Origin of the sequence: Streptomyces sp. NPDC126497, from assembly GCF_040302425.1 — a bacterium.
Lineage (GTDB): Bacteria > Actinomycetota > Actinomycetes > Streptomycetales > Streptomycetaceae > Streptomyces.
Map to the genome: position 1 here is coordinate 1 of NZ_JBEORT010000107.1, position 25,782 is coordinate 25,782.

General features: G+C 71.9%; 28 protein-coding genes. 19 read left to right on the top strand and 9 right to left on the bottom strand.

From position 1 onward, the window contains the following. On the top strand, positions 1 to 176 hold a 176-nt coding region (locus ABTY20_RS29940), incomplete at its 5' end, for a phosphoglucose isomerase-related protein (protein WP_502991919.1). A gap of 203 nt (positions 177 to 379) precedes the next feature. Then, entirely contained in the window at positions 380 to 991 is a 612-nt protein-coding gene (locus ABTY20_RS29945) for a hypothetical protein (RefSeq protein ID WP_502991918.1), read from the top strand. 1 nt (position 992) lies between these two features. Here the strand turns inward: ABTY20_RS29945 and pgl are convergent, their stop codons facing one another. Genes pgl through tkt form a run of 5 tightly spaced genes read right to left on the bottom strand, consistent with a single transcriptional unit; the run spans position 993 to position 7,604 of the window. After that, positions 993 to 1,784, bottom strand: a complete 792-nt coding sequence (gene pgl / locus ABTY20_RS29950; protein ID WP_352000270.1) for a 6-phosphogluconolactonase — start codon at positions 1,782 to 1,784, stop codon at positions 993 to 995. Further along, a complete protein-coding gene (opcA, locus tag ABTY20_RS29955) occupies positions 1,781 to 2,839 on the bottom strand; it encodes a glucose-6-phosphate dehydrogenase assembly protein OpcA (RefSeq protein WP_352000271.1) in 1,059 nt (352 codons plus the stop codon). The genes pgl and opcA overlap by 4 nt, the downstream gene beginning before the upstream one ends. Then, on the bottom strand, positions 2,836 to 4,359 hold the full coding sequence (gene zwf / locus ABTY20_RS29960) for a glucose-6-phosphate dehydrogenase (protein ID WP_352000272.1): 1,524 nt from the start codon (positions 4,357 to 4,359) through the stop codon (positions 2,836 to 2,838). The genes opcA and zwf overlap by 4 nt, the downstream gene beginning before the upstream one ends. Before the next feature lie 4 nt (positions 4,360 to 4,363). Next, positions 4,364 to 5,482 (bottom strand): transaldolase, encoded by a 1,119-nt coding sequence (gene tal / locus ABTY20_RS29965; protein ID WP_352000273.1) that lies wholly within the window; start codon positions 5,480 to 5,482, stop codon positions 4,364 to 4,366. 34 nt (positions 5,483 to 5,516) lie between these two features. Continuing rightward, the gene (gene tkt / locus ABTY20_RS29970; RefSeq protein WP_352000274.1) at positions 5,517 to 7,604 is read right to left on the bottom strand and encodes a transketolase; all 2,088 of its coding nucleotides are present in this window, start codon (positions 7,602 to 7,604) and stop codon (positions 5,517 to 5,519) included. A 339-nt stretch (positions 7,605 to 7,943) separates the two neighbouring features. Between tkt and ABTY20_RS29975 the strand changes: the two genes are divergently transcribed. From ABTY20_RS29975 to ABTY20_RS29985, 3 genes are all read left to right on the top strand, one after another. Beyond that, positions 7,944 to 8,897, top strand: a complete 954-nt coding sequence (locus ABTY20_RS29975) for a heme o synthase (RefSeq protein ID WP_352000275.1) — start codon at positions 7,944 to 7,946, stop codon at positions 8,895 to 8,897. Positions 8,898 to 8,990: 93 nt separating this feature from the next. Further along, positions 8,991 to 9,323 carry a hypothetical protein gene (locus tag ABTY20_RS29980; RefSeq protein WP_352000276.1) on the top strand — a complete coding sequence of 111 codons (333 nt, stop codon included), beginning with the start codon at positions 8,991 to 8,993 and terminating at the stop codon, positions 9,321 to 9,323. Between the two features lie 175 nt (positions 9,324 to 9,498). Further along, the gene (locus ABTY20_RS29985; RefSeq protein WP_352000277.1) at positions 9,499 to 10,605 is read left to right on the top strand and encodes an amidohydrolase family protein; all 1,107 of its coding nucleotides are present in this window, start codon (positions 9,499 to 9,501) and stop codon (positions 10,603 to 10,605) included. A gap of 11 nt (positions 10,606 to 10,616) precedes the next feature. Here ABTY20_RS29985 and ABTY20_RS29990 read toward each other — a convergent pair whose 3' ends face one another. The 3 genes from ABTY20_RS29990 to ABTY20_RS30000 all read right to left on the bottom strand — a co-directional run bounded on the left by ABTY20_RS29990 (position 10,617) and on the right by ABTY20_RS30000 (position 13,451). Continuing rightward, entirely contained in the window at positions 10,617 to 11,630 is a 1,014-nt protein-coding gene (locus ABTY20_RS29990) for a COX15/CtaA family protein (RefSeq protein ID WP_352000278.1), read from the bottom strand. Positions 11,631 to 11,683: 53 nt separating this feature from the next. Then, positions 11,684 to 12,454: an ABC transporter permease gene (locus ABTY20_RS29995; protein ID WP_352000279.1), complete on the bottom strand. Its 771-nt coding sequence runs from the start codon at positions 12,452 to 12,454 to the stop codon at positions 11,684 to 11,686. Positions 12,455 to 12,542: 88 nt separating this feature from the next. Next, positions 12,543 to 13,451, bottom strand: a complete 909-nt coding sequence (locus ABTY20_RS30000; RefSeq protein ID WP_352000293.1) for an ABC transporter ATP-binding protein — start codon at positions 13,449 to 13,451, stop codon at positions 12,543 to 12,545. Between the two features lie 328 nt (positions 13,452 to 13,779). On the opposite strand from ABTY20_RS30000, the gene ABTY20_RS30005 reads away from it, so the two are divergent. The 12 genes from ABTY20_RS30005 to ABTY20_RS30060 all read left to right on the top strand — a co-directional run bounded on the left by ABTY20_RS30005 (position 13,780) and on the right by ABTY20_RS30060 (position 23,822). Next, positions 13,780 to 14,493, top strand: coding sequence for a helix-turn-helix transcriptional regulator (locus ABTY20_RS30005; RefSeq protein ID WP_352000280.1), 714 nt, complete (start codon positions 13,780 to 13,782; stop codon positions 14,491 to 14,493). Next, positions 14,490 to 15,911: a Fe-S cluster assembly protein SufB gene (gene sufB / locus ABTY20_RS30010; RefSeq protein ID WP_352000281.1), complete on the top strand. Its 1,422-nt coding sequence runs from the start codon at positions 14,490 to 14,492 to the stop codon at positions 15,909 to 15,911. Before ABTY20_RS30005 ends, sufB begins: the two co-directional genes overlap by 4 nt. 79 nt (positions 15,912 to 15,990) lie before the next feature. After that, positions 15,991 to 17,175 carry a Fe-S cluster assembly protein SufD gene (gene sufD, locus ABTY20_RS30015; RefSeq protein WP_352000282.1) on the top strand — a complete coding sequence of 395 codons (1,185 nt, stop codon included), beginning with the start codon at positions 15,991 to 15,993 and terminating at the stop codon, positions 17,173 to 17,175. Next, positions 17,172 to 17,489, top strand: a complete 318-nt coding sequence (locus ABTY20_RS30020; RefSeq protein ID WP_030820944.1) for a non-heme iron oxygenase ferredoxin subunit — start codon at positions 17,172 to 17,174, stop codon at positions 17,487 to 17,489. Before sufD ends, ABTY20_RS30020 begins: the two co-directional genes overlap by 4 nt. A 7-nt stretch (positions 17,490 to 17,496) precedes the next feature. Beyond that, a complete protein-coding gene (gene sufC / locus ABTY20_RS30025; RefSeq protein ID WP_352000283.1) occupies positions 17,497 to 18,261 on the top strand; it encodes a Fe-S cluster assembly ATPase SufC in 765 nt (254 codons plus the stop codon). After that, entirely contained in the window at positions 18,258 to 19,514 is a 1,257-nt protein-coding gene (locus ABTY20_RS30030; protein WP_352000284.1) for a cysteine desulfurase, read from the top strand. Before sufC ends, ABTY20_RS30030 begins: the two co-directional genes overlap by 4 nt. Positions 19,515 to 19,525: 11 nt before the next feature. Further along, entirely contained in the window at positions 19,526 to 19,990 is a 465-nt protein-coding gene (gene sufU, locus ABTY20_RS30035; protein ID WP_352000285.1) for a Fe-S cluster assembly sulfur transfer protein SufU, read from the top strand. After that, positions 19,987 to 20,319, top strand: a complete 333-nt coding sequence (locus tag ABTY20_RS30040) for a metal-sulfur cluster assembly factor (RefSeq protein ID WP_030224563.1) — start codon at positions 19,987 to 19,989, stop codon at positions 20,317 to 20,319. Before sufU ends, ABTY20_RS30040 begins: the two co-directional genes overlap by 4 nt. A 79-nt stretch (positions 20,320 to 20,398) precedes the next feature. Continuing rightward, positions 20,399 to 20,719 (top strand): DMT family transporter, encoded by a 321-nt coding sequence (locus ABTY20_RS30045; RefSeq protein WP_352000286.1) that lies wholly within the window; start codon positions 20,399 to 20,401, stop codon positions 20,717 to 20,719. A 101-nt stretch (positions 20,720 to 20,820) separates the two neighbouring features. After that, complete coding sequence (dapD, locus tag ABTY20_RS30050; protein ID WP_352000287.1) at positions 20,821 to 21,810, top strand: 2,3,4,5-tetrahydropyridine-2,6-dicarboxylate N-succinyltransferase; 990 nt, start codon at positions 20,821 to 20,823, stop codon at positions 21,808 to 21,810. Positions 21,811 to 22,044: 234 nt separating this feature from the next. Further along, entirely contained in the window at positions 22,045 to 22,602 is a 558-nt protein-coding gene (locus ABTY20_RS30055; protein WP_352000288.1) for a SigE family RNA polymerase sigma factor, read from the top strand. Beyond that, positions 22,599 to 23,822, top strand: coding sequence for a WD40 repeat domain-containing protein (locus ABTY20_RS30060; protein ID WP_352000289.1), 1,224 nt, complete (start codon positions 22,599 to 22,601; stop codon positions 23,820 to 23,822). The genes ABTY20_RS30055 and ABTY20_RS30060 overlap by 4 nt, the downstream gene beginning before the upstream one ends. Here ABTY20_RS30060 and dapA read toward each other — a convergent pair. Further along, positions 23,819 to 24,706, bottom strand: a complete 888-nt coding sequence (dapA, locus tag ABTY20_RS30065) for a 4-hydroxy-tetrahydrodipicolinate synthase (RefSeq protein WP_352000290.1) — start codon at positions 24,704 to 24,706, stop codon at positions 23,819 to 23,821. The genes ABTY20_RS30060 and dapA overlap by 4 nt on opposite strands. 131 nt (positions 24,707 to 24,837) lie before the next feature. On the opposite strand from dapA, the gene ABTY20_RS30070 reads away from it, so the two are divergent. Both ABTY20_RS30070 and ABTY20_RS30075 read left to right on the top strand, forming a co-directional pair. Next, entirely contained in the window at positions 24,838 to 25,254 is a 417-nt protein-coding gene (locus tag ABTY20_RS30070; RefSeq protein WP_352000291.1) for a phage holin family protein, read from the top strand. Continuing rightward, the gene (locus ABTY20_RS30075; RefSeq protein ID WP_352000292.1) at positions 25,251 to 25,613 is read left to right on the top strand and encodes a DUF3618 domain-containing protein; all 363 of its coding nucleotides are present in this window, start codon (positions 25,251 to 25,253) and stop codon (positions 25,611 to 25,613) included. Before ABTY20_RS30070 ends, ABTY20_RS30075 begins: the two co-directional genes overlap by 4 nt. Positions 25,614 to 25,782 lie beyond the last annotated feature (169 nt).

The following is a 25,782-nucleotide window of genomic DNA, read 5'->3' on the forward strand; positions in this document are numbered from 1 at the left end:
TCGTGCAGGGCGCGATCTGGAACATCGACTCCTTCGACCAGTGGGGCGTCGAACTCGGCAAGGTCCTCGCCAAGCGCGTCGAACCCGCCCTCACCGAGGGGACCGCCGTGCCGGGCCTGGACGCCTCCACCACCGCCCTCGTCGCCACCTACCGGGAGCTGCGCGGCCGGCGGTGAGCGCGGTGCGGGAAAGCGGGCGGCCGGGCGCCGTCCGCTTTCCCGCAGAATCCCCCGAGCGATCACCACGGCGATCGCTCGGGGGAGCACAAGGCGGCACGCGCGCACGGAAGTTGGACCGGCGGCACGCTCAGGGCCCGGAGCTTCCTGAAACCCCATCGCGTCGCGGCGGCGGTCTGGCGACGATGTGGATGGTCGTCCTCGTGGCCCACGGGGCCGTACGGGTGTCCGGCAACTTCTTCGGCACGGCCGCCGTGCACCGCTGTCTGCCGCCCCTGCTCGCCACGGTGACCGGCTGGCTGATGGCGATCCTGGACCTGGTCACCGGCGATCTGCACGGGCTCGGCCCCACCCTGGGCATCGTCTTCGTCCTGGGCGCCCCGGTGAGCGTCACGGCGATCGCCCTGGCGGAGACGGGCCGGCTGAAGCGGCGCTACGGCATCCGGCTGGGCGCCCACCCGGCCGGCCTCCCGCCGGCCCCACCCCACCGGCGCCGCCGGCCGGTCTGCCGCACGTACCGCCGCAGGGCAACCCCTACGGCCGGCCGCAGCCGTCGTACGCCCCCGGCGCGGACGGCCATCCGTACGCGCCCGGCGCGCCGAACCCGTACGCCGGGCATCCGCAGCCGCCCCGCCACCCGCAGCACCCGGGCGGCCCCCACGACGGCTGACGGGCCGGCTGCGGATCGGGCCTGTCGCCGGCGGGGCGGCCGGGGGTTTCCGCCCCCGCCGCCCCTTCCCGTCCAGGACCCGGGGACGCTGCACCCGGGCCCCGCTCCCCGAACTCCCCGGAGGGGCGCCCCCCGGGGAGGCTGATTCAGGCCGACGCCGGCGGATACAGCGCTCTCGGCAGCCGTGAGGCCGCCGCCTTGTCCAGGAGCCACAGGGTGCGGGCGCGGCCGTAGGCGCCCGCTGCCGGGGCCTGGATCTCCCCCGCGCCCGAGAGGGCGATCTCCGCCGCCTCCGCCTTGTCCTCGCCGGCCGCCAGGAGCCAGACCTCCCGGGCCGCGCGGATCGCGGGGAGGGTCAGGGTGACGCGGGTCGGCGGGGGTTTGGGGGCGCCGTGGACGCCCACCACCGTGCGTTCCGTCTCCCGGACCGCCGGGAACTCCGGGAAGAGGGACGCCACGTGGGTGTCCGGGCCGACACCCAGCATCAGGACGTCGAAGGCCGGGACCGGTCCGTGGTGGGACGGCTCCGCGGCCGCGGCCGAGGCCAGCTCCTCCGCGTAGGACGCCGCCGCCGTGTCCACGTCCCCGCCGTGCGGGCCGTCCGACGCGGGCATGGCGTGCACGCGCTTCGGGTCCAGCGGCACCGCGTCCAGCAGCGCCCGGCGGGCCTGGGTGACATTGCGCTCCGGGTCGCCCTCCGGCAGGAAGCGCTCGTCGCCCCACCACAGGTCGAGCCGGGCCCAGTCGATCGCGTCCCGCGCCGGGGCCGCGGCCAGCGCGGCCAGCAGGCCGTTGCCGTTGCGGCCCCCGGTCAGGACCACGGACGCCGAGCCCCGCGAGGCCTGCGCGTCCACGATCCTCGTGATCAGCCGGGCCGCCGCGGCCTGCGCCATCAGCTCCTTGTCCCGGTGCACGACCAGCTGCGGTGCCGTACTCACTTCGCCGCCGCCTTCTTCACCGGGGCCTGCGCCGTCGCCTGGGCCGCGGGAGCTTTCGCAGCCGACTCGACGGGAGCGGGGACCGCTTCGCGTTCTCCTTTGGCCGGTGCGTCACCCCTCTCCGACTCCGACGACTTCAGACGTGCCACGCCGTAGCGCAGGGCCGAGGCGTAGGTGTCGTCCGGGTCGAGGCGGCGCAGCTCCTCCGCGATCAGCTCCGCCGTGTCGCGGCGCTTGAGCGCCACCGCACGCTTGGGCTGCCCCTGGATGGACAGCGTCGCCAGCGAACCGTCGGCACGGTCCAGCACGATCGGGCCGCAGTCGGTGTCCATGCGGACCGCCGTGAGCCCCGGGCCGGCCGAGCGCGAGCGCTTGACCGGGACGTCCAGCCGGTCCGCGAGCCACATCGCCAGCAGCTCGCAGCTCGGGTTGAACTCCTCGCCCTCCACCTCGACGCCCTGCACCTCGCAGGCGATCTGGTCCAGTGCGGCCGCCAGCATCGAACGCCAGGGCGTGATGCGGGTCCACGACAGGTCCGTGTCGCCGGGGGTGTAGGCGTCGGCGCGGGCGGCGAGCTCCTCCACCGGCTTCTCGCAGGCGTAGGTGTCAGTCACCCTGCGCTGGGCCAGCGCGCCCAGCGGGTCCTTGGCGGGGTCCAGCGGGGCGTTGACCGGCCACCACACCACCACCGGGGCGTCCGGCAGCAGCAGCGGCAGCACCACCGACTGGGCGTGGTCGGCGACCTCGCCGTAGAGGCGGAGGATGACGGTCTCGCCGGTGCCGGCGTCCGCGCCGACCCGCACCTCGGCGTCGAGACGGGACTGGGTGCGGTCACGGGGCGAGCGGGAGACCCGCTTGATGACGAGCAGCGTGCGCGAGGGGTGCTCGCGCGAGGCGTCGCCCGCCGCCTTCAGCGCGTCGTAGGCGTTCTCCTCGTCCGTGACGATGACCAGCGTGAGCACCATGCCGACGGCCGGGGTGCCGATGGCACGGCGGGCCTTCACCAGCGCCTTGTTGATCTTGCTGGCCGTGGTGTCCGTGAGGTCTGTCTTCATGGCCGGCGCCAGCTCCGTCCGTCTCGCTCGAGCATTTCGTCCGCCTCGACGGGACCCCACGTCCCGGCCGGGTACTGGGCCGGCGTGCCGTGCTCGTCCCAGTACTCCTCGATCGGGTCGAGGATCTTCCAGGACAGCTCGACCTCCTCCGTGCGCGGGAAGAGGTTGGAGTCGCCGAGCAGGACGTCGAGGATCAGGCGCTCGTACGCCTCCGGGCTGGACTCGGTGAAGGACTCGCCGTAGGCGAAGTCCATCGACACGTCCCGGATCTCCATCGACGTGCCCGGCACCTTGGAGCCGAACCGGACCGTGACGCCCTCGTCGGGCTGGACGCGGATGACGATCGCGTTGGAGCCCAGCTCCTCGGTGGCCGTCGTGTCGAAGGGGGAGTGCGGGGCGCGCTGGAAGACCACCGCGATCTCGGTGACCCGGCGGCCCAGCCGCTTGCCGGTGCGCAGGTAGAAGGGGACGCCCGCCCAGCGCCGGTTGTCGATGCCCAGCTTGATCGCGGCGTAGGTGTCGGTCTTCGAGGAGGCGTCGATGCCCTCCTCCTCCAGGTACCCGACCGCCTTGGCGCCGCCCTGCCAGCCGGCCGCGTACTGCCCGCGCACGGTGTCCCGGCCCAGGTCCTTCGGCAGCCGCACGGCGCCGAGCACCTTGGTCTTCTCCGCCGCCAGCGCGTCGGCGTCGAAGGAGGCCGGCTCCTCCATCGCGGTCAGCGCGAGCAGCTGCAGGAGGTGGTTCTGGATGACGTCACGGGCGGCGCCGATGCCGTCGTAGTAGCCGGCCCGGCCGCCGATGCCGATGTCCTCGGCCATGGTGATCTGCACGTGGTCGACGAACGACCGGTTCCATATCGGCTCGAACATCGTGTTGGCGAAGCGCAGCGCCAGGATGTTCTGGACCGTCTCCTTGCCCAGGTAGTGGTCGATGCGGAAGACCTGGTCCGGGGCGAAGACCTCGTGGACGATCGCGTTCAGTTCCTCGGCCGACCTCAGGTCGTGCCCGAACGGCTTCTCGATCACCGCGCGCCGCCAGGAGCCGTCCTTCTGGTCGGCCAGCCCGTGCTTCTTCAGCTGCTGGATGACCACCGGGAAGGAACGCGGCGGCACCGACAGGTAGAAGGCGAAGTTGCCGCCCGTGCCCTGCGCCTTGTCCAGCTCCTCGATCGTGTCGCGCAGCCGCTCGAACGACTCGTCGTCGTCGAAGGTGCCCTGCACGAAGCGCATGCCCTGGATGAGCTGCTGCCAGACCTCCTCGCGGAAGGGGGTGCGGGCGTGCTCCTTGACCGCGTCGTGGACCTCCTGGGCGAAGTCCTCGTTCGCCCACTCCCGGCGGGCGAACCCCACCAGCGAGAAACCCGGCGGCAGCAGGCCCCGGTTGGCGAGGTCGTACACGGCCGGCATCAGCTTCTTGCGGGACAGGTCGCCCGTCACGCCGAAGATGACCAGGCCCGACGGCCCCGCGATGCGCGGGAGCCGTCGGTCGGCGGGGTCACGCAGCGGGTTGCTGCTCGACAAGGTCTCAGCCCTCCGAGGGGGCGAGGCGCTGAAGCTCCGCCTCGGTCGACTTCAGCAGGTCGTTCCAGGAGCCCTCGAACTTGTCGACGCCCTCGTCCTCCAGGAGCCGCACCACCTCGTCGTACGAGATGCCGAGCGCCTCGACCGCGTCCAGGTCGGCGCGGGCCTGCTCGTAGGTGCCGGCGATGGCGTCGCCCCGGATCTCGCCCTGCTCCTCGGTGGCGAACAGGGTCGCCTCCGGCATGGTGTTCACCGTGTTCGGCGCCACCAGCTCGTCGACGTACATCGTGGCCTTGTAGGCCTTGTCCTTCACACCGGTCGACGCCCACAGCGGACGCTGCTTGTTGGCGCCCTCGCGCTCCAGGGCGTTCCAGCGCTCGGAGGAGAAGACCTCCTCGTACGCCTGGTAGGCCAGCCGCGCGTTGGCGATGGCGGCCTTGCCGCGCAGCGCCTTGGCCTCGTCGGTGCCGAGCGCGTCGATCCGCTTGTCGATCTCGGTGTCCACGCGGGACACGAAGAAGGACGCCACGGAGTGGATCTCCGACAGGTCCAGGCCGCGCTCCTTGGCCTTCTCCAGACCGGTCAGGAACGCGTCCATGACCTTGCGGTAGCGCTCCAGGGAGAAGATCAGCGTGACGTTGACGCTGATCCCCAGGCCGATGACCTCGGCGATCGCCGGGATGCCGGCCTCGGTCGCCGGGATCTTGATCAGCGTGTTGGGCCGGTCCACCAGCCAGGCCAGCTGCTTGGCCTCGGCGACCGTCGCACGGGTGTCGTGCGCCAGCCGCGGGTCGACCTCGATCGAGACCCGGCCGTCACGGCCCTCGGTGGCGTCGAAGACCGGGCGCAGGATGTCGGCGGCGTCGCGGACGTCCGCCGTGGTGATCATGCGGATGGCCTCTTCGACGGTGACCTTGCGGGCCGCCAGGTCGGTCAGCTGCGTGTCGTAGCCGTCGCCCTCGGAGATCGCCTTCTGGAAGATCGTCGGGTTGGTGGTGACGCCCACGACGTGCTGCTGGTCCATCAGCTCGGCGAGGTTGCCGGACGTGATCCGCTTGCGCGACAGGTCGTCCAGCCAGATCGCGACGCCTTCCTCGGAAAGGCGCTTCAGTGCGTCTGTCATGGAAATTCCATCTCCTACGTGTCGTATGTGAGCGTCAGCGCTGGGTCGCGGCGAGGGATTCCCGGGCCACGGCGGCGACGTTCTCGGCGGTGAAGCCGAACTCCTCGAACAGCACCTTGCCGTCCGCGGAGGCACCGAAGTGCTCCAGGGAGACGATCCGGCCGGCGTCCCCGACGTACTTGTGCCAGGTGAGTCCGATGCCCGCCTCGACGGCCACGCGCGCCTTGACGGCCGGCGGCAGGACGCTGTCCCGGTACCCCTGGTCCTGCTCCTCGAACCACTCCACCGACGGCATGGACACCACGCGCGTCGGCACACCGTCCGCCTGCAGCCGCTCGCGCGCCTCGACGGCGACGTGCACCTCGGAACCGGTCGCGATGAGGACGACCTGGGCGTCGCCGCCCTCCGCGTCGAACAGGACGTAGCCGCCCTTCGCCGCGTCCTCGTTGGGCTCGTACGTCGGCACGCCCTGGCGGGTCAGCGCCAGACCGTGCGGGGCGCCCTTGCCGAACTCCTTCGTCCAGCGGGTGAGGATCTCCCGCCAGGCGATCGCGGTCTCGTTGGCGTCCGCCGGGCGGACCACGTTGAGGCCGGGGATGGCGCGCAGCGAGGCCAGGTGCTCGACCGGCTGGTGCGTCGGGCCGTCCTCGCCCAGACCGATGGAGTCGTGCGTCCACACGTACGTCACCGGCAGGTGCATCAGCGCCGACAGGCGCACGGCGTTGCGCATGTAGTCGGAGAACACCAGGAAGGTGCCGCCGTAGATCCGGGTGTTGCCGTGCAGCGCGATGCCGTTCATCTCGGCGGCCATGGCGTGCTCGCGGATGCCGAAGTGGATCGTGCGCCCGTACGGGTCCGCCTCGGGCAGCGGGTTGCCGGCCGGCAGGAACGAGGACGTCTTGTCGATCGTGGTGTTGTTGGAGCCCGCCAGGTCGGCGGAGCCGCCCCACAGCTCCGGGATCACCGCGCCGAGCGCCTGCAGCACCTTGCCGGACGCGGCACGGGTGGCCACGCCCTTGCCCGGCTCGAACACCGGGATCTTCTCCTGCCAGCCCTCGGGCAGCTCGCCGGCGGCGATCCGGTCGTACTCGGCGGCGCGCCCGGGGTTGTTGTCCCGCCACTGCTGGAAGGACTTCTCCCACACCGCGCGGGCCGCCCGGCCCCGCTCCAGCGCCTTGCGGGTGTGGCCGATGACCTCGTCGGAGACCTCGAAGGTCTTCTCCGGGTCGAAGCCGAGGACGCGCTTGGTGGCCGCGACCTCGTCGTCGCCGAGCGCCGAGCCGTGCGCGGCCTCGGTGTTCTGCGCGTTGGGGGCCGGCCAGGCGATGATCGACCGCATGGCGATGAAGGACGGCTTGTCCGTGACCTTCTTCGCCTCCTGGACCGCGTCGTAGATCGCGTTCGGGTCCAGGTCGCCGTCGGGCTTCGGGGCCACCCGCTGCACGTGCCAGCCGTAGGCCTCGTAGCGCTTGACGACGTCCTCGGAGACGGCCGTCTCGGTGTCGCCCTCGATGGAGATGTGGTTGTCGTCCCAGAGCAGGACCAGGTTGCCCAGCTTCTGGTGGCCCGCGAGGGAGGACGCCTCGGCGGAGATGCCCTCCTGGAGGCAGCCGTCACCGGCGATGCAGTAGACGAAGTGGTCGAAGGGCGACTCGCCCTCGGGGGCCTCCGGGTCGAACAGACCGCGCTCGTAGCGCGCGGCCATCGCCATGCCCACGGCGTTGGCGACACCCTGGCCCAGCGGGCCGGTCGTGGTCTCCACACCCGTGGTGTGCCCGTACTCCGGGTGGCCCGGCGTCTTCGAGCCCCAGGTGCGGAACGCCTTCAGGTCGTCCAGCTCCAGGCCGAAACCGGCCAGGTACAGCTGGGTGTAGAGGGTCAGGGACGAATGGCCGGCGGACAGCACGAAACGGTCGCGCCCGACCCAGTCGGCGTCCGCCGGGTCGTGCCGCATCACCTTCTGGAAGAGGGTGTAGGCGGCAGGCGCCAAACTCATCGCCGTACCCGGATGGCCGTTGCCGACCTTCTGTACGGCATCGGCGGCCAGGACACGGGCGGTGTCGACGGCCCGCTGGTCCAGCTCGGTCCACTCGAGGTCTGTGGTGGTCGGCTTGGTGCTCACCCTGAGTCAGGGCTCCTCTCCACATGTCGGATGCCGGTGACTACCCACCGGCGAGGTCGAGCCTACCCCCGTGGGACGTGCGTTTTTCCGGGTCGTTCCAGAGTGCGGGCACTCCTGTGGATCCGCCTCCTGACCGGTCCGTTCCACCCATTCGGCAGATGAATACGGGGCCGCTCATCCGGGTGCTCAACCGAGCTTCGGAGCGCACCTCGGAGGGCCCCGGCCAACACGAGCGGACCCCCGCGAATGCCCGGGTCTGGGCAACGTCTAGAGTGGCGTGGTACGCGCGAGCCTTCACCCCCGCTTCATACGGGGAGGCTTGCTGGAATCTCTGTAGGGGTGTGCGTGACGGCCGTTGAATCCCGTCCAGCGGGGGTGCTGGGGACGAGTCAGGGCCCTGCCCGTCGGCCGTTCGGGGCCCGTGCGATGGCATTCGTGGCCCTCACCAAGCCGCGGATCATCGAGCTGCTGCTCATCACCACCGTCCCGGTGATGTTCCTGGCGCAGCAGGGCGTGCCCGACCTGAAGCTGGTGCTGCTGACCTGTGTCGGCGGCTACCTGTCCGCGGGCGGCGCCAACGCGCTCAACATGTACATCGACCGCGACATCGACGCGCTGATGGACCGCACCTCGCAGCGCCCGCTGGTGACCGGCATGGTCGGCCCGCGCGAGTGCCTGGCCTTCGGCATCACCCTGGCGGTCGTCTCGACCCTGCTCTTCGGGCTGACCGTCAACTGGCTGTCCGCGTGGCTCTCCCTCGGCGCCCTCCTCTTCTACGTCGTCGTCTACACGATGATCCTCAAACGGCGTACGTCGCAGAACATCGTGTGGGGCGGCATCGCCGGCTGCATGCCGGTGCTGATCGGCTGGTCCGCGGTCACCAACTCGATGTCGTGGGCGCCGGTCGTCCTCTTCCTCGTCATCTTCTTCTGGACGCCGCCGCACTACTGGCCGCTGTCCATGAAGGTCAAGGACGACTACGCGCGCGTCGGCGTGCCGATGCTGCCGGTGATCGCCGGCAACAAGACGGTCGCCCGGCAGATCGTGCTCTACAGCTGGGTCATGGTCGCGGTGTCCCTGCTGCTCACCCCGCTCGGCTACACCGGCTGGTTCTACACGGCGGTCGCCCTGGCGGCGGGCGGCTGGTGGCTGTGGGAGGCGCACGCGCTGCTGAACCGCGCGAAGGCCGAGGTGACGGGCGGCAAGCTGAAGGAGATGCGCCTGTTCCACTGGTCCATCACCTATGTGTCGCTGCTCTTCGTGGCCGTCGCGGTGGACCCGTTCCTGCGCTGACCGCTCCTCGTCCGCCGACCGGGCGGGGTCCGTGGCCAAGGCCACGGACCCCGCCCGTCGCCGTTCGACCTACCCGCCGGTAGCATCCTGGTCATGGCAGACACGCAGCAGGTGGACCCGAAGGCCGAGCAGAAGGCGGCCCGGCTCGCCCAGCAGATCAGTGGCTTCGCCGCGGCGCACGGCGGCGCCGAGGGCCAGATCGCCTACCTGGGACAGCGCGGCGCCCGCATCGTCCTCGTTGGCGAGGACGGCGGCTGGGGCGACGTCTTCGCCCCCTCCGTGGAGATCGCCGAGAAGGCCGTGGAGAAGGCGGGCATCACCGTCCACGAGAACTTCGACGGCGAGTTCGCGGCGAAGGTGAGGACGGGCCCGTACGAGTGGAGCCGTATGGCGGGGATCCAGGTGGGCGGTCCCGCCAACGGCTGAGCGGCAGACCGGCCCGGGGCGCGGCGGCGGGCCGGCGCGCCCCCGCGGCGTGGACGTGAGGGCCCGTCGAGGGGCCGGCCGTCACCCGGCCGGCGCCCCCGCGCCACCTCGTGCCAGGTTCACCCGTTAGGACCCGTGAAGCACCGACACACGGTCCCGTCACGGGGAGTCCCGGATGATCGACATGCCCTCACTCGTGGACCAGTACTGCCACGGAGTGCTCCGCACGGAGCTGGGTCTCGGAACCTTCGAGGCCCAGCTCGCCCGCACCGAGGGGCCGCCCGCCCCCGGCACCACGCTCTTCGACACCCAGACCGGCTTCGCCGTACGCCGCTGGTGCCCGCCCCTGCTCGGCCTGGAACCGCACTGCCCGCCCGCCCGCTACCTCGCCCGGCGCCGGGAACTCGGCGTCCTCGAGGCCGGACGGCGGCTGCTGCGGGGCAGCGGCATCACCGCCTACCTCGTCGACACCGGCCTGCCCGGCGACCTCACCGGCCCCACCGAGCTGGGCGCGGCCGGGGACGCCGAGGCCCACGAGATCGTCCGTCTGGAACAGCTCGCCGAACAGGTCGCCGACACCTCCGGCACCGTCGAGTCCTTCCTCGCCAACCTCGCCGAGTCGGTGCACGCGGCCGCCGCGCACGCCGTCGCCTTCACCTCCGTCGCCGGTGTGCGGCACGGCCTGGGGCTCACCCCCGAGCCGCCCGGACCGGGCGAGGTGCGCGGCGCGGCGGGACGCTGGCTGGCCGCGCGCCGGGTCGGGGACGAACTGAGCGACCCCGTGCTGCTCCGGCACCTGCTGTGGACCGCCGTCGCCTCGGGCCGGCCCCTCCAGCTGCACGCCGGCCTCGCCGCACCGGGCGCCCGCGCCGACCGCGCCGACCCGGTGCTGCTGACCGACTTCGCCCGGGCCACCACCGGTCTCGGCACCGACCTCGTGCTGCTGCACGGCTACCCGTACCACCGCCACGCCGCCCACCTCGCCGGTGTCTTCCCGCACGTCTACGCCGACTGCGGCGCCGCCCTGGTCCGCACCGGCGCCCGCGCGGCGACCGTCCTCGCGGAGGTCCTGGAACTCGCCCCCTTCGGCAAGATCCTCTTCTCCAGCGGCGCCCGCGGCCTGCCCGAACTGCACGTGGTCGGCGCCCACCTGTTCCGCGAGGCCCTCGCCCGGGTGCTCGGCGCCTGGGTGACCGAGGGCGCGTGGTCACCGGACGACGCCCAGCGGGTGGCCGGCCTGATCGCCTCGGGGAACGCGGCCCGGGTGTACGGACTGCTCTGAGGAGGCCGCCGTCAGCCGGCGGCGGGCTCCAGCCGTCCGGCGGGGCCGGGAGCCGGGGCGGAGGTCCTCCCGGCCGGGCGCTCGCGCAGCGACAGCAGCACCCGCAGCACCCAGACCCACATCACGCAGGAGCCGAACATGTGCAGGCCGACCAGGACCTCGGGGAGGTCGGTGAAGTACTGGACGTAGCCGATGACGCCCTGGGCGAGCAGGATCAGGAACAGCTCGCGGGTGCGGGCAAGCGGTCCCGCGGGGGCGTCGACCGCCTTCAGCACGAACCACAGGGCGAAGGCCAGCGTCACCACGATCCACGCCAGTACCGCGTGCACCTTGCTGACCGTCTCCCAGTCCAGCGGCATCCGCGGGACCTCGCTGGAGTCGCCCGCGTGCGGGCCCGCGCCGGTCACCACCGTGCCGACCGCGATCAGCAGCACGGAGGCGGCCACCATGAACCACACCAGCTGCTGCACGGCCTTGCCGACCAGCGGCCGGGGCGGCTCGTCGCCCTCCCGGGTGCGCTGCCACATCACCGTGGCGACCGCGATCAGCGCGGTGGAGAGCAGGAAGTGCGCCGCGACCGTGTACGGGTTCAGACCGACGAGGACCACGATGCCGCCGAGGATCGCGTTGCCCATGACGACCCAGAACTGCGTCCAGCCCAGGCGGGTGAGACCACGCCGGTACGGCTTCTCGGAGCGCGCGGCGACGATCGCCCAGCCGACGGCGGCGCACAGCACGTACGTCAGCAGGCGGTTGCCGAACTCGATGACGCCGTGCAGGCCCATCGCGCTGGTGGTGGTGAGCGAGTCCTCGGTGCACTTGGGCCAGGTCGGGCAGCCCAGGCCGGAGCCGGTCAGCCGCACGGCACCGCCGGTGACCACGATGACCACCGCCATGACGAGGGCGGCGAGGGCCGCGCGCCGGACGGTCCGGGGATCCGGGGTCCAGCGTGCGGCGATGAAGGCGAGCGGGTTGCGCAGGGCCGCCTGGGCGTCGGCGCGGGTCACGTTTGGCACGCGTCCCATCGTAGGCCGCCGCTTGTGCACGCTTTCACGAGGGTCCGTCCCGGCCATGGCCCCTACTCCCAGCGGAAGAACTTCCCGGCCGCCGCGAGGCCCGCGACAGCCCACGCGGCGAGGATCCCGAGGTTCCCCCACGGCACCCCGGCCCCGTGCTGGAGCACGTCCCGCAGCCCCTCCGACAGCGCGGAGATCGGCAGCAGGCCCAGGACGTCCCGCGCCGCGTCCGGGAACTCGTCCAGCGGGACGACCACCCCGCCGCCGACGAGCAGCAGCAGGAACACCAGGTTGGCGGCGGCGAGCGTCGCCTCGGCCCTGAGGGTGCCCGCCATCAGCAGACCGAGCCCGGAGAAGGCGGCGGTACCCAGCACCAGCAGCAGCACCACGGAGAGCGGGCCGCCCTGCGGCGACCAGCCGAGCGCGAGGGCGATCACCGTCACCAGGACCACCTGGAGGACCTCGGTGACCAGCACCGACAGCGTCTTCGCGGTCATCAGCCCCCAGCGCGGCAGCGGTGAGGAGGCCAGCCGCTTCAGCACGCCGTAGCGGCGCTCGAAGCCGGTGGCGATGGCCTGCCCGGTGAACGCCGTCGACATCACCGCGAGCGCGAGGATGCCGGGGGCGAGGAAGTCCACCGCCTCGCCCTCACCGGTGTCCACCACGTCCACGGTGCTGAAGAGCACCAGCAGCAGCGTGGGGATGACCACCGTCAGCAGCAGCTGCTCGCCGTTGCGCAGCAGCATCTTCGTCTCGAGCGCGGCCTGCGCGGCGATCATGCGGGTCAGGGGGGCGGCCCCCGGCTTCGGGGTGTAGGTGCCGGTGGCCGTCATGAGCGCAACTCCTTGCCGGTGAGTTCCGGGCTGTGCTGTCCCGGGGGGCGTCCCCCGGGCCCCCGGCCGGTCCCGGTGCGGGCCGACGTCATGAGCGCAACTCCTTGCCGGTGAGTTCCAGGAAGACGTCCTCGAGGGTGTGCCGCTCCACCGAGATCCTGTCCGGCATCACCCCGTGCTGCGCGCACCAGGACGTCACCGTGGCGAGCAGCTGCGGGTCGACCTCGCCGACGATCCGGTACGAGCCGGGGGCCACCTCGGCGCCCGTGGAGCCGTCGGGCAGCGCCTTCAGCAGGGACACCACGTCCAGCCCCGGCCGTCCGGAGAAGCGGAGCGTGTTCTCGGCGCCGCCCCTGCACAGCTCGTCGGGGGAGCCCTGGGCGATCACCCGGCCGGCGTCGATGATCGCCACGTCGTCGGCGAGCTGCTCGGCCTCGTCCATGTGGTGGGTGGTGAGGATCACGGAGACGCCGTCCGCGCGCAGATCGCGGACCAGGTCCCAGGTGGCGTGGCGGGCCTGCGGGTCGAGACCGGCGGTCGGCTCGTCCAGGAACACCAGTTCCGGGCGCCCCACCACGGCCATCGCGAGCGCGAGCCGCTGCTGCTGGCCGCCGGAGAGGCGCCGGTACGACGTGCGGCCGCAGGACCCGAGGCCCAGCCGCTCGATCAGCCCGTCCACGTCCAGCGGGCGCGCGTGCAGTTTCGCCACGTGCCGGAGCATCTCGTCGGCCCGGGCGCCCGAGTAGACGCCGCCGGACTGGAGCATCACGCCGACGCGGGGCCGCAGCGCCGCCGACTGCCTCACCGGGTCGAGGCCCAGGACGCGCACCGTGCCGGAGTCCGGCCGCCGGTACCCCTCGCAGGTCTCGACCGTGGTCGTCTTGCCCGCCCCGTTGGGGCCGAGCACGGCGGTGACGCCCTGCCGGGCCACCAGGTCGAGGCCGTCCACCGCGGTCTTCGTGCCGTACCGCTTCACCAGGGCCTGCACCTGGACCACGGGCTCACTTCGCATGGGTCACGATTCTAGGGAGGCGGCCGGGGCGTCCGAACGCCGGGTCGTAAGGGCCGCCGCACCCGGCGGGGGACCGCCGGCGCACCGTCCGGGCCCGGCGCGTCGAGAGTGCCGCGCCTCGCAAGTGGGCCGGTCGGAGGGGGTGCGGGCAGGGTCCCCGGGCGTCCGGGAAGCCCTCGTGGGACGCCGCCGCTGTGATCGATCAAAGATCGTTTCCGCAGGTCACGTTAGGTATGCCTAAGTGATGCAGCGCACCTCCGGGCCGTCCGGGCGCGGCTTGCCCGGCTCGGACGAATTACGCAACAATGGCGTTGTGAAAAACGTTGGCGAGGCTCCCCACGAGGAACTGGCAACCGGTGAGCGGTCCACCCGCAACCGCGTCGCCCGTTCCATCCTGGACCACGGCCCGTCGACCGTCGCCGAGCTGGCCGAGCGCCTCGGACTCACCCAGGCGGCCGTGCGCCGGCACCTGGACGCGCTGGCCGCCGACAACGTCGTGGAGGCCCGCGAGCGGCGGGTCTACGGCGCGCGCACGCGCGGGCGTCCGGCCAAGGTGTTCGCCCTCACCGACTGCGGGCGGGACGCCTTCGACCAGTCGTACGACAAGCTGGCCGTGGACGCCCTGCGCTGGATCGGCGAGCGGGAGGGCGGCGACGAGGCGATCGCCGCGTTCGCCCGTGCCCGGATCGCCGCCCAGGCGGGCGCCTACCGCAAGGCGGTCGAGGCCGCGGCCCCCGAGGAGCGGACGGAAGCACTGGCCAAGGCCCTCAGCGCGGACGGGTACGCTGCGACTGCGCGGAGCGCACCGGTCGGCGAGCAGCTCTGCCAGCACCACTGCCCGGTCGCCCACGCCGCCGAAAAGTTTCCACAGCTCTGCGAGGCCGAGACGGAATTTTTCGCCGAGCTTCTCGGTACGCACGTACAGCGGCTGGCGACGATCGCGCACGGCGACGGCGTCTGCACGACGTTCATCCCCAAGATTTCCCACAACGCATCTGCAAGCACGTCCGGGAGGAACCCCGCATGACTCTCCCCACGGAGACTGCCCACCCCGAGCTGGAGGGTCTGGGCACCTACGAATACGGCTGGGCCGACCGTGACGAGGCCGGTGCGTCCGCGCGCCGCGGCCTGAACGAGGAAGTCGTCCGGGACATCTCCGCGAAGAAGGACGAGCCGGAGTGGATGACCAAGCTCCGCCTCAAGGGCCTGCGGCTGTTCGAGAAGAAGCCCATGCCGAACTGGGGCTCCGACCTCTCCGGCATCGACTTCGACAACATCAAGTACTTCGTGCGCTCCACGGAGAAGCAGGCGGAGTCCTGGGAGGACCTGCCCGAGGACATCAAGAACACCTACGACAAGCTGGGCATCCCGGAGGCCGAGAAGAAGCGCCTCGTCGCCGGTGTCGCCGCCCAGTACGAGTCGGAGGTCGTCTACCACCAGATCCGTGAGGACCTGGAGGAGCAGGGCGTCATCTTCCTGGACACCGACACCGCCCTGAAGGAGCACCCCGAGCTCTTCAAGGAGTACTTCGGCACGGTCATCCCGGTCGGCGACAACAAGTTCGCGTCGCTGAACTCCGCCGTGTGGTCCGGCGGCTCCTTCATCTACGTGCCGCCGGGCGTGCACGTCGAGATCCCGCTCCAGGCCTACTTCCGGATCAACACCGAGAACATGGGCCAGTTCGAGCGGACCCTGATCATCGTCGACGAGGGCGCCTACGTGCACTACGTCGAGGGATGCACCGCCCCGATCTACAAGTCGGACTCGCTGCACTCCGCGGTCGTCGAGATCATCGTCAAGAAGAACGCCCGCTGCCGCTACACGACCATCCAGAACTGGTCGAACAACGTCTACAACCTGGTCACCAAGCGCGCCGTGGCCTACGAGGGCGCGACCATGGAGTGGGTCGACGGCAACATCGGCTCCAAGGTGACGATGAAGTACCCGGCCGTCTACCTGATGGGCGAGCACGCCAAGGGCGAGACGCTGTCCATCGCCTTCGCCGGCGAGGGCCAGCACCAGGACGCGGGCGCCAAGATGGTCCACATGGCCCCCAACACCTCGTCCAACATCGTCTCCAAGTCGGTGGCGCGCGGCGGCGGCCGTACCTCCTACCGCGGTCTGATCGAGATCGGCGAGGGCGCCCCGGGCTCCAAGTCCAACGTGCTCTGCGACGCGCTGCTCGTGGACACCATCTCCCGCTCGGACACCTACCCCTACGTGGACGTCCGCGAGGACGACGTGTCCATGGGCCACGAGGCGACCGTCTCCAAGGTCTCCGAGGACCAGCTCTTCTACCTGATGAGCCGCGGTCTGAGCGAGTTCGAGGCGATGGCGATGATCGTGCGCGGCTTCGTCGAGCCGATCGCCAAGGAACTGCCGATGGAGTACGCGCTCGAGCTCAACCGGCTGATCGAGCTGCAGATGGAAGGCGCGGTCGGCTGACACCGGCCGGGGGCGGCCACCGGCCGCCCCGCCGTTCCGTCAAGCCCCTTACGTAAGGAAAGCGAGCACTACGACAGCCATGGCTGAGGCTCAGAACATCCCGGTGGGATCCACCACCGCCGGTTCGATCGCGGTCGCCGCGGAGTCGACCGTCGCCACCCGCATGAGCGCGCCCCCCTCCTTCGACGTGGCGGACTTCCCCGTCCCCCACGGTCGCGAGGAGGAGTGGCGGTTCACCCCGCTGGACCGGCTGCGCGGGCTGCACGACGGCACCGCCACCGCCACCGGCGAGGGCGTCAAGGTCACCGTCGAGGCGCCCGAGGGCGTCACCGTCGAGACCGTGGGCCGCGACGACGCGCGGCTCGGCCGCGCCGGCGCCCCGGTGGACCGCGTCGCCGCCCAGGCGTACTCCGCCTTCGAACAGGCCTCGGTCGTGACCGTGCCCAAGGAGACCGTCCTCACCGAGCCGATCCGCATCGCGGTGCACGGTGAGGGCGGCACCGCCTACGGCCAGCAGGTGATCGAGCTCGGCGCCTTCGCTGAGGCCCTCGTGGTCATCGACCACACCGGTGACGCGGTGCTCGCCGCCAACGTCGACTACGTCCTCGGCGACGGCGCCAAGCTGACCGTCGTCTCCGTCCAGGACTGGGACGACAAGGCGGTGCACGTCGCCCAGCACAACGCCCTCGTCGGCCGTGACGCCTCCTTCAAGTCGGTCGTCGTCACCTTCGGCGGCGACCTCGTCCGCCTCCACCCGCGCGTCGCCTACGCGGGCACCGGCGGCGAGGCCGAGCTGTTCGGCCTGTACTTCACCGACGCCGGCCAGCACCAGGAGCACCGCCTCCTGGTCGACCACAACGTCCCGCACTGCACGTCCAACGTCGTCTACAAGGGCGCGCTGCAGGGCGACGACGCGCATGCCGTGTGGATCGGCGACGTGCTCATCGAGGCCAAGGCCGAGGGCACCGACACCTACGAGATGAACCGCAACCTCGTCCTCACCGACGGGGCGCGGGTCGACTCGGTGCCGAACCTGGAGATCGAGACCGGCGAGATCGTCGGCGCCGGCCACGCCTCCGCGACCGGCCGCTTCGACGACGAGCAGCTCTTCTACCTGATGGCCCGCGGCATCCCCGAGAAGGACGCCCGCCGTCTGGTGGTCCGCGGCTTCTTCGCCGAGCTCGTCCAGCAGATCGGCGTCCCGGACATCGAGGAGCGCCTGATCGCCAAGATCGAGGAGGAGCTGGAGGCGGCGGTCGCATGACCTTCGTACGCGCCTGCGGGCTGAGCGAGCTGGAGGAGGACACCCCGAAGCGGGTGGAACTCGACGGCACGCCGGTCTCCCTCGTGCAGACCGGGGGGGAGGTGTTCGCGATCCACGACATCTGCTCGCACGCGAACGTCTCCCTCGCGGAGGGCGAGGTGGACGACTGCCACATCGAGTGCTGGCTGCACGGCTCGCGTTTCGACCTCCGTTCCGGCAAGCCCGACGCCCTTCCGGCGACGCGCCCCGTCCCCGTATACCCCGTCAAGATCGAAGGGGACGACGTGCTCGTCTCCCTCACCCAGGAGTCCTGAGGCACCCATGGCAACGCTTGAAATCCGAGACCTGCACGTCACCGTCGAGGCCGACAACGCCACGAAGGAGATCCTCAAGGGCGTCGACCTCACCGTGAAGCAGGGCGAGACGCACGCCATCATGGGCCCCAACGGCTCCGGCAAGTCGACCCTCGCCTACTCCCTCGCGGGTCACCCCAAGTACACGATCACCGGCGGCACCGTCACCCTCGACGGCGAGGACGTCCTGGAGATGTCCGTCGACGAGCGCGCCCGCGCCGGCCTGTTCCTCGCCATGCAGTACCCGGTCGAGGTCCCCGGCGTCTCCGTCTCCAACTTCCTGCGCACCTCCGCCACCGCCGTCCGCGGCGAGGCCCCCAAGCTGCGCACCTGGGTGAAGGAGGTCAAGGAGGCCATGGAGCGCCTCAACATGGACCCCGCCTTCGCCGAGCGCAACGTCAACGAGGGCTTCTCCGGCGGTGAGAAGAAGCGCCACGAGATCCTCCAGCTCGAACTGCTCAAGCCGAAGGTCGCGATCCTCGACGAGACCGACTCCGGCCTGGACGTCGACGCCCTGCGCGTCGTCTCCGAGGGCGTCAACCGCGTCCGCGAGTCCGGCGAGGTCGGCACCCTGCTGATCACGCACTACACGCGCATCCTGCGCTACATCAAGCCCGACCACGTCCACGTCTTCGCGGCCGGCAAGATCGTCGAGTCCGGCGGCGCCGAACTCGCCGACAAGCTCGAGGCCGAGGGCTACGAGGCATACACGAAGGGTGGCGCATCCGAGTGACACAGCTGCCGGGCCTCCTCGACACCGAGGCGATCCGCAAGGACTTCCCCGTCCTGGACCGGCAGGTCCACGACGGGCGCAAGCTCGTGTACCTGGACAACGCGGCGACCAGCCAGAAGCCGCGCCAGGTGCTGGACGCCCTGAGCGAGTACTACGAGCGCTACAACGCCAACGTCCACCGCGGTGTGCATGTGCTCGCCGAGGAGGCCACGGCGCTGTACGAGGGCGCGCGCGACAAGGTCGCGGAGTTCGTCAACGCGCCCTCGCGCAACGAGGTGATCTTCACCAAGAACGCCTCCGAGTCGCTCAACCTCGTGGCCAACATGCTCGGCTGGGCCGACGAGCCCTACCGGGTGGACCACGAGACCGAGATCGTCATCACGGAGATGGAGCACCACTCCAACATCGTGCCGTGGCAGCTGCTGGCGCAGCGCACCGGCGCGAAGCTGAAGTGGTTCGGGCTGACCGACGACGGCCGGCTCGACCTCTCCCGCATCGACGAGGTCATCACCGAGAAGACGAAGATCGTCTCCTTCGTGCTGGTCTCCAACATCCTGGGCACGGTCAACCCGGTCGAGGCGATCGTGCGCCGCGCCCAGGAGGTCGGCGCCCTGGTGTGCATCGACGCCTCCCAGGCCGCGCCGCACATGCCGCTGGACGTCCAGGCCCTCCAGGCCGACTTCGTGGCCTTCACCGGCCACAAGATGTGCGGCCCGACCGGCATAGGCGTGCTCTGGGGCCGCCAGGAGCTGCTGGAGGACCTGCCCCCGTTCCTCGGCGGCGGCGAGATGATCGAGACCGTCTCGATGAGCTCGTCGACCTACGCGCCGGCCCCGCACAAGTTCGAGGCGGGCACCCCGCCGATCGCCCAGGCGGTCGGTCTCGGCGCGGCGATCGACTACCTGTCGGCCATCGGCATGGACAAGATCCTCTCCCACGAGCACGCCATCACCGAGTACGCGGTCAAGCGCCTGGCCGAGGTCCCGGACCTGCGCATCATCGGCCCCACCACGGCCGAGGACCGGGGAGCGGCGATCTCGTTCACGCTCGGCGACATCCACCCGCACGACGTGGGCCAGGTCCTCGACGAACAGGGCATCGCGGTACGCGTGGGCCACCACTGCGCCCGCCCCGTCTGCCTGCGGTACGGAATTCCCGCGACCACGCGGGCGTCGTTCTATCTGTACTCCACGCCGGCCGAGATCGACGCACTGGTCGACGGCCTGGAGCACGTACGGAACTTCTTCGGATGAAGGGCTGAGGCGTGAAGCTGGACTCCATGTACCAGGACGTCATCCTGGACCACTACAAGAACCCGCACGGGCGGGGCTTGCGGGACGGCGACGCCGAGGTGCACCACGTCAACCCGACGTGCGGCGACGAGATCACGCTCCGCGTGAAGTACGACGGCACGAGGATCAGCGACGTCAGCTACGAGGGGCAGGGCTGTTCCATCAGCCAGGCCTCCGCCTCCGTGCTGAACGACCTGCTGGTCGGCAAGGACCTCGCCGAGGCGCAGCGGATCCAGGGGACCTTCCTGGAGCTGATGCAGTCCAAGGGGAAGATCGAGCCCGACGACGCGATGGAGGAGATCCTGGAGGACGCGGTCGCGTTCGCCGGGGTCTCCAAGTACCCCGCACGGGTCAAGTGCGCCCTCCTCAGCTGGATGGCGTGGAAGGACGCGACGGCCCAGGCGCTGGGCGCCGACGCCGAAAGGACAACGGCATGAGCGAGACCCTGGAGATGAAGCCGGCCTCGGAGGAGGAGCTCCGCGAGGCCCTGATGGACGTCGTCGACCCCGAGCTGGGCATCGACGTCGTCAACCTCGGCCTGATCTACGGCATCCACGTCGACGACTCCAATGTGGCGACCGTCGACATGACCCTGACCTCCGCGGCCTGCCCGCTGACGGACGTCATCGAGGACCAGGCCAAGTCCGCCACGGACGGCCTGGTCAGCGAGTTGCGCATCAACTGGGTCTGGATGCCGCCGTGGGGTCCCGACAAGATCACGGACGACGGCCGTGAGCAGCTGCGGGCGCTGGGCTTCAACGTCTGAGCGAACGGTCGGCCGAGCGGCCCCCCGCGCACCGCGGGGGGCCGCCTCGCGTGCGGTCGTCCCTGGCTACGATCACGTCATGGGGTACGCACTGCTCGCCGGAGCCATCGCAGCGGAAGTGGTCGGGACGACCGCCATGAAGTACAGCGAGGGATTCACCCGGCTGTGGCCCTCGGTCGTCACCGTCGCCGGATACCTGGTGGCGTTCGCGCTGCTCGCGCAGACCCTGAAGACCCTGTCGATCGGCACGGCGTACGCCGTCTGGTCAGGGGTCGGGACGGCCGCCATCGCGGTGATCGGCACGATGTTCCTGGGCGAGGGACTCACCGCGGCCAAGGTCGGCGGCATCGCGCTGATCATCGCCGGAGTGGTGGTGCTCAACCTGGGCGGGGCGCACTGAACGGCGCCGGCCGGCGGGGCGTGCCGCCCGCGCGGACCGCACGCCGAGACGTGGTCCGCACCGGTTCGCGTCCGCGGCCACCGGTTGGTTAGGTTGCCCTCATGACCGACACGACTGCTCACAGCACCTCCGGCGCGGTGGCCGCCGGCCTCGCCACCGTCGCCGCCGACGGCACCGTCCTCGACACCTGGTTCCCCGCCCCCGTCCTGGCCGACGAGCCCGGCCCGTCCGGCACCGAGCGGCTCTCCGCCGAACAGGCCGCGGAACTGCTGGGCGGCGGCGCCACCGCGGCGGTCGGTCCGGACGCCCGCCGGGGCGTCGAGGTGGTCGCGGTCCGCACGGTCATCTCCTCGCTGGCCGAGAAGCCGGTCGACGCGCACGACGTCTACCTGCGCCTCCACCTGCTCTCGCACCGCCTGGTCCGGCCGCACGGGCAGAACCTGGACGGCATCTTCGCCCACCTCGCCAACGTCGCCTGGACCTCCCTCGGCCCGGTCGCCGTGGACGACCTGGAGAAGGTGCGGCTGAACGCCCGCGCCGAGGGCCTGCACCTCCAGGTGACCTCGATCGACAAGTTCCCGCGCATGACGGACTACGTCGCCCCCAAGGGCGTCCGCATCGCCGACGCCGACCGGGTGCGGCTCGGCGCGCACCTCGCCGAGGGCACCACCGTGATGCACGAGGGCTTCGTCAACTTCAACGCCGGCACGCTCGGCACGTCGATGGTCGAGGGCCGCATCTCGGCCGGTGTCGTCGTCGGCGACGGCTCGGACATCGGCGGCGGCGCCTCCACCATGGGCACCCTCTCCGGCGGCGGCAACGTGCGCATCGTCATCGGCGAGCGCTGCCTGGTCGGCGCCGAGGCGGGCGTCGGCATCGCGCTGGGCGACGAGTGCGTGGTCGAGGCCGGCCTGTACGTCACCGCCGGCACCCGCGTCACCCTGCCCGACGGCCAGGTCGTCAAGGCCCGCGAACTGTCCGGCGCCTCCCACATCCTGTTCCGCCGCAACTCCGTCACCGGCACCGTCGAGGCCCGCCCGAACAACGCGGTCTGGGGCGGCCTCAACGAGGTCCTGCACAGCCACAACTGAGCCGGCCGCGGCGCCCGTACGCCCTCGTGGGGGTCGCTCCCCGTGACGTCGGGGCCGTGCGGGACCGGGAGTGCTTCGGCGGGCCGGACCGCGCCGCGTGCGTACGCGGCGCGGTCCGGCCCGTTCGTTTCCGTCATTCCGCTGTGCGGTGGCATAGCGGGAGGCGCCCGCGCGCGTCCATGAGGGCGCGGGGGAGCGGACACAGGGCCCGCTCCCGGAGAAGAGAAGGTGACGATGGATGCCGAAGCGCAGGAGAGTTTCCGGGAGTTCGTGGCGAACCGGTCGCCCGCGCTGCTGAAGACCGCGGTCCTGCTGAGCGGCGGCGACCGGCACGCGGGCGAGGACCTGCTGCAGAACGCGCTGATCAAGGCGGTGGGCCGCTGGCACCGCATCGACGAACCCGAGGCGTACGTACGGCAGATCCTCTACCGGCAGCAGATCAGCCGCTGGCGGCTGAAGTGGCGCAGGCGTGAACTCAGCGTGGCGGAACCGCCGGAGCCCGGAGCCGGCGGGGGCACCGCCCCGGCCGACGCGGAGCTGCGCCTGCTGATGCGGGGCGCGCTGGCCCGGCTGACCGCACGGCAGCGGACCATGCTGGTGCTGCGCTACTTCGAGGACCTGCCCGAGGCCGAGGTGGCCCGCATCCTCGGCTGCTCGGTGGGCACCGTACGGTCCACCACCCACCGCTCCCTGGCCCGGCTGCGGGCCCTCGCGCCGGAGCTGCGCTCCCTCGGCCCGTCCGGGGACGGGCGGCCGGCCGGTGACTACCCGCCCGTGGAGGTGCGGTCGTGAACGTCGACGAACTCGTGCGTGCCGCGTTGCGTGAACAGGCGGCGGAACTGACCGCGCCCGCTCCGGGGTTCGCCGACCGGGTGCTGGCGGTACGGCGGCGGCGCCGGGTCCGCGGGCTGGCGGGCGGCGCCGCCGCCGTGGCGGCCGTCGTCGCGGTCGCCGTCGGCGTGCCGCTGCTGGACTCCGGCAAGGAGGACGTCCGTCCCGCCTCCCTCCTGGACGGGAGCAGTGTCTCCGCGCACCCGGACCAGTCGCCGCCGCGCGATCTGATCGCGGCCGGCGGGTCCGTGCTGGCCGCCTACTACCGGGTGGACGTCGCGGCCCGGTCGGACGACGAAGGGGTGCGGACCCGCACCTACTGGCTGCTCGACCCGGAGACCGGGACGTACGAGAAGGACGACCGGTGGTCGTTCGTCGCCGTGGCGCCCGGTGCGCGGACCGCGGCCGTACTGGAGCGCAAGCTGCCCGCCCGGCGGATCGGCGTCCTCGACCTGGCCACGGGCCGGGTCGACCGGTGGATCACCGTCGACCGCGGAGTCGGCGGCCTCGCCTACTCGCGCGACGGGAGCAGGCTCGTCGCCACGACCTACGGCGAACACCCCGACCGGGTCGAGCGGATGGAGGGCTCCTCCGGGGACGTGGCCTGGCTGCCGCCGTCCGACGGCCGCCCCTCCCGGAGCGGCTTCTACGTCCTGGACGTGGCCGACGGCCGGGGCGACTGGAGTCCGGTCGCGGCCCGCGAGGACATCAACGAACGGCAGGACTTCGCGTTCTCCCGGGACGGCCGGCTCGTGTACTCGCAGGTCATCGGGGACAGGGACGGACTGCAGCAGTTCCACGACCTCACCGGGGACACGGTTCCCGCGCCCGCGGAGGAACGGCACCTGCGGTCCGACGTCCCGGCACGGCTGTCCCCCGACGGCAAGCTGGCCGCGCTCGGCCTGACGGCCGAGGCCAAGGACACCTCCTGGTCCGGGATCCACGATCCGCGCACGGGCGAGGAGGTCGCCCGGGTGCGCGGGGCGGAGCTGCTCGCCTGGGCCGACGACCGGCGGCTCATCGCCTGGGAGCGGGCTCCCGGGTCGCAGGAGTACAAGCCGCGACTGGTACTGGTCACCCTCGGCAGCGAGAAGGTGGTGCCGCTCAGCGGAGTGCGCGAGCCGGGCGATACCTTCGAGACGGTGGAGTGGGAGCCGGTCTTCGCCGAGCGCCGTTCCTAGACCGGCCCGGTCAGCTCCTCGTACACCGCCCTGAGCCCGTCGGCCGCGTGCCGGCCGGCGGGCCTCAGCGGCGGGCGGACCGGGCCCGCGGGGAGCCCCAGGGCGGTGAGCAGGGCCTTCGCGGTGACCGTGCCGGGGAGGCCGTTCGCCGTCATCGCCTCGATGAGGGGGACCGTGCGTCGCTGCAGGCGCGCCGCTCCCGCCGTGTCGCCCGCGTCGAAGGCGTCCAGCACGGCGCGGACGCGGTCCGGGACCACGTTGGCGACCGTGCTGACGCAGCCGGCGGCGCCCACCGCGTAGAGGGCCAGGCTGTGTTCGTCGCTGCCCGCGTAGTACGCGAGGCCGGTGCGGGACATGACCTTCTGGGCGGCCAGGAAGTCGTGGGAGCAGTCCTTGACCGCCGTGATCCGGGGGTGGTCCGCCAGGCGGAGCAGCGTCTCCGGTTCGATGCGGACCCCCGTGCGGGCCGGGATGTCGTACAGGACGAGGGGGAGGGCCGTGGCCTCCGCGACGTCGAGGAAGTGGGCCTCGACCGCGTCCTGCGGGGGCCTGCTGTAGTACGGGGCCGTCACCAGGAGGGCGTCCGCGCCGGCCTCCTCCGCCGCGCGGGCCAGTTCCGCGGTGTGGGCGGTGTCGGGGGTGCCGACGCCCGCGACGATCGTCGCCCGGGTGCCGACGGCTTCGCGCACCGCCTCGAGCAGGGACGACTTCTCCGCGTCGGTGGTGGTGGGGGACTCGCCCGTGGTCCCCGAGAGGACCAGGCCGTCGCAGCCCCGGGCGACCAGGTGGCCGGCCAGGCGCTGGGCGCCGTCGAGGTCGAGGGCGCCGGAGAGGGTGAACGGGGTGATCATCGCGCACAGGGTGCGGCCGAGGGAGGGGGTCATGGAGGCAGTGTCCGCCGGTGGACCGTGAAGGTCCACTTACATGTCGTGTCCGGTACCGCTAAGCGTTGCTTTATGGATAGCGCCGGGACGGCAGGGGTACTCGGGGGGCCCGACCCGAGAGGAGGCGCATCGTGACCGGAACCATCGAGCGACGGCCGGTTCGCGACGAGCACAGTGTGGGCGAGCTCGTCGGACAGGCCACCGAACAGATCTCCCGGCTCGCCCGGCAGGAGGTGGCGCTCGCCAAGGAGGAGCTGGCGGAGAAGGGCCGCCGTGCGGGGCGCGGCGGCGGGATGCTGGGCGCGGCGGGGGCGTTCGCCTATGCGGGACTGCTCGCGCTGGCCGGTACGTGTGTCGCCGCGCTGGATCTGGTGCTGCCGCTGTGGGCGGCGGCGCTCATCGTCACGGGCCTTCTGTTCGTCATCGCCGGTGTGCTCGCCCTCGCCGGTCGTGGGCAGTTGCGGCGGGCCACTCCGCCCAAGCCCGAGCGGACCATGGGCAGCGTGAAGGCCGATGTCGAGGAGATCAAGGGAAGGGCGCACCGATGACCCACGATGTGAGGCGCGCGGGGTCCCGGGCGGGGGCCCATGTGGAGGCCGACGCGGAGGCCGCCGCGGCGGGGCGGGGGGCCAAGGGGCCCGACGAGCTGCGTCGCCAGATCGAACGGACGCGACACGAACTCGGCGACACCGTCGAGGAGTTGGCCGGGAAGATGGATGTGAAGGGGAGGGCGCGGGCGCGGGCCGAGGAACTGCGGGACCGGGCCGGGGCGATGACCGTGCAGATGCGGAGCAGCGCGGCGCACGCGGGGGAGGCCGGCCTGCGGCACCGCAGGCCGGCGATGGTCGCCGGCGCGGCGGCCGCGGTCGTCGTGGGCGCGGTGATGGTGCGGCGCCACCGCCACTGAACGGCCGCGCCCACGGTCCGGCCGCCCGGTCCGGCGGGGTGCGCGCGGCGCCCGGGTCGCGTCGCGGAGGGTCGGCGCGGGGGGGGTGCACCCCCCCCCCACCCCCACCACCGCCGGGCACCCCCCCCGGTACAGCGCGGCGACCACCACCACCCCGCGGGAGTGGTCC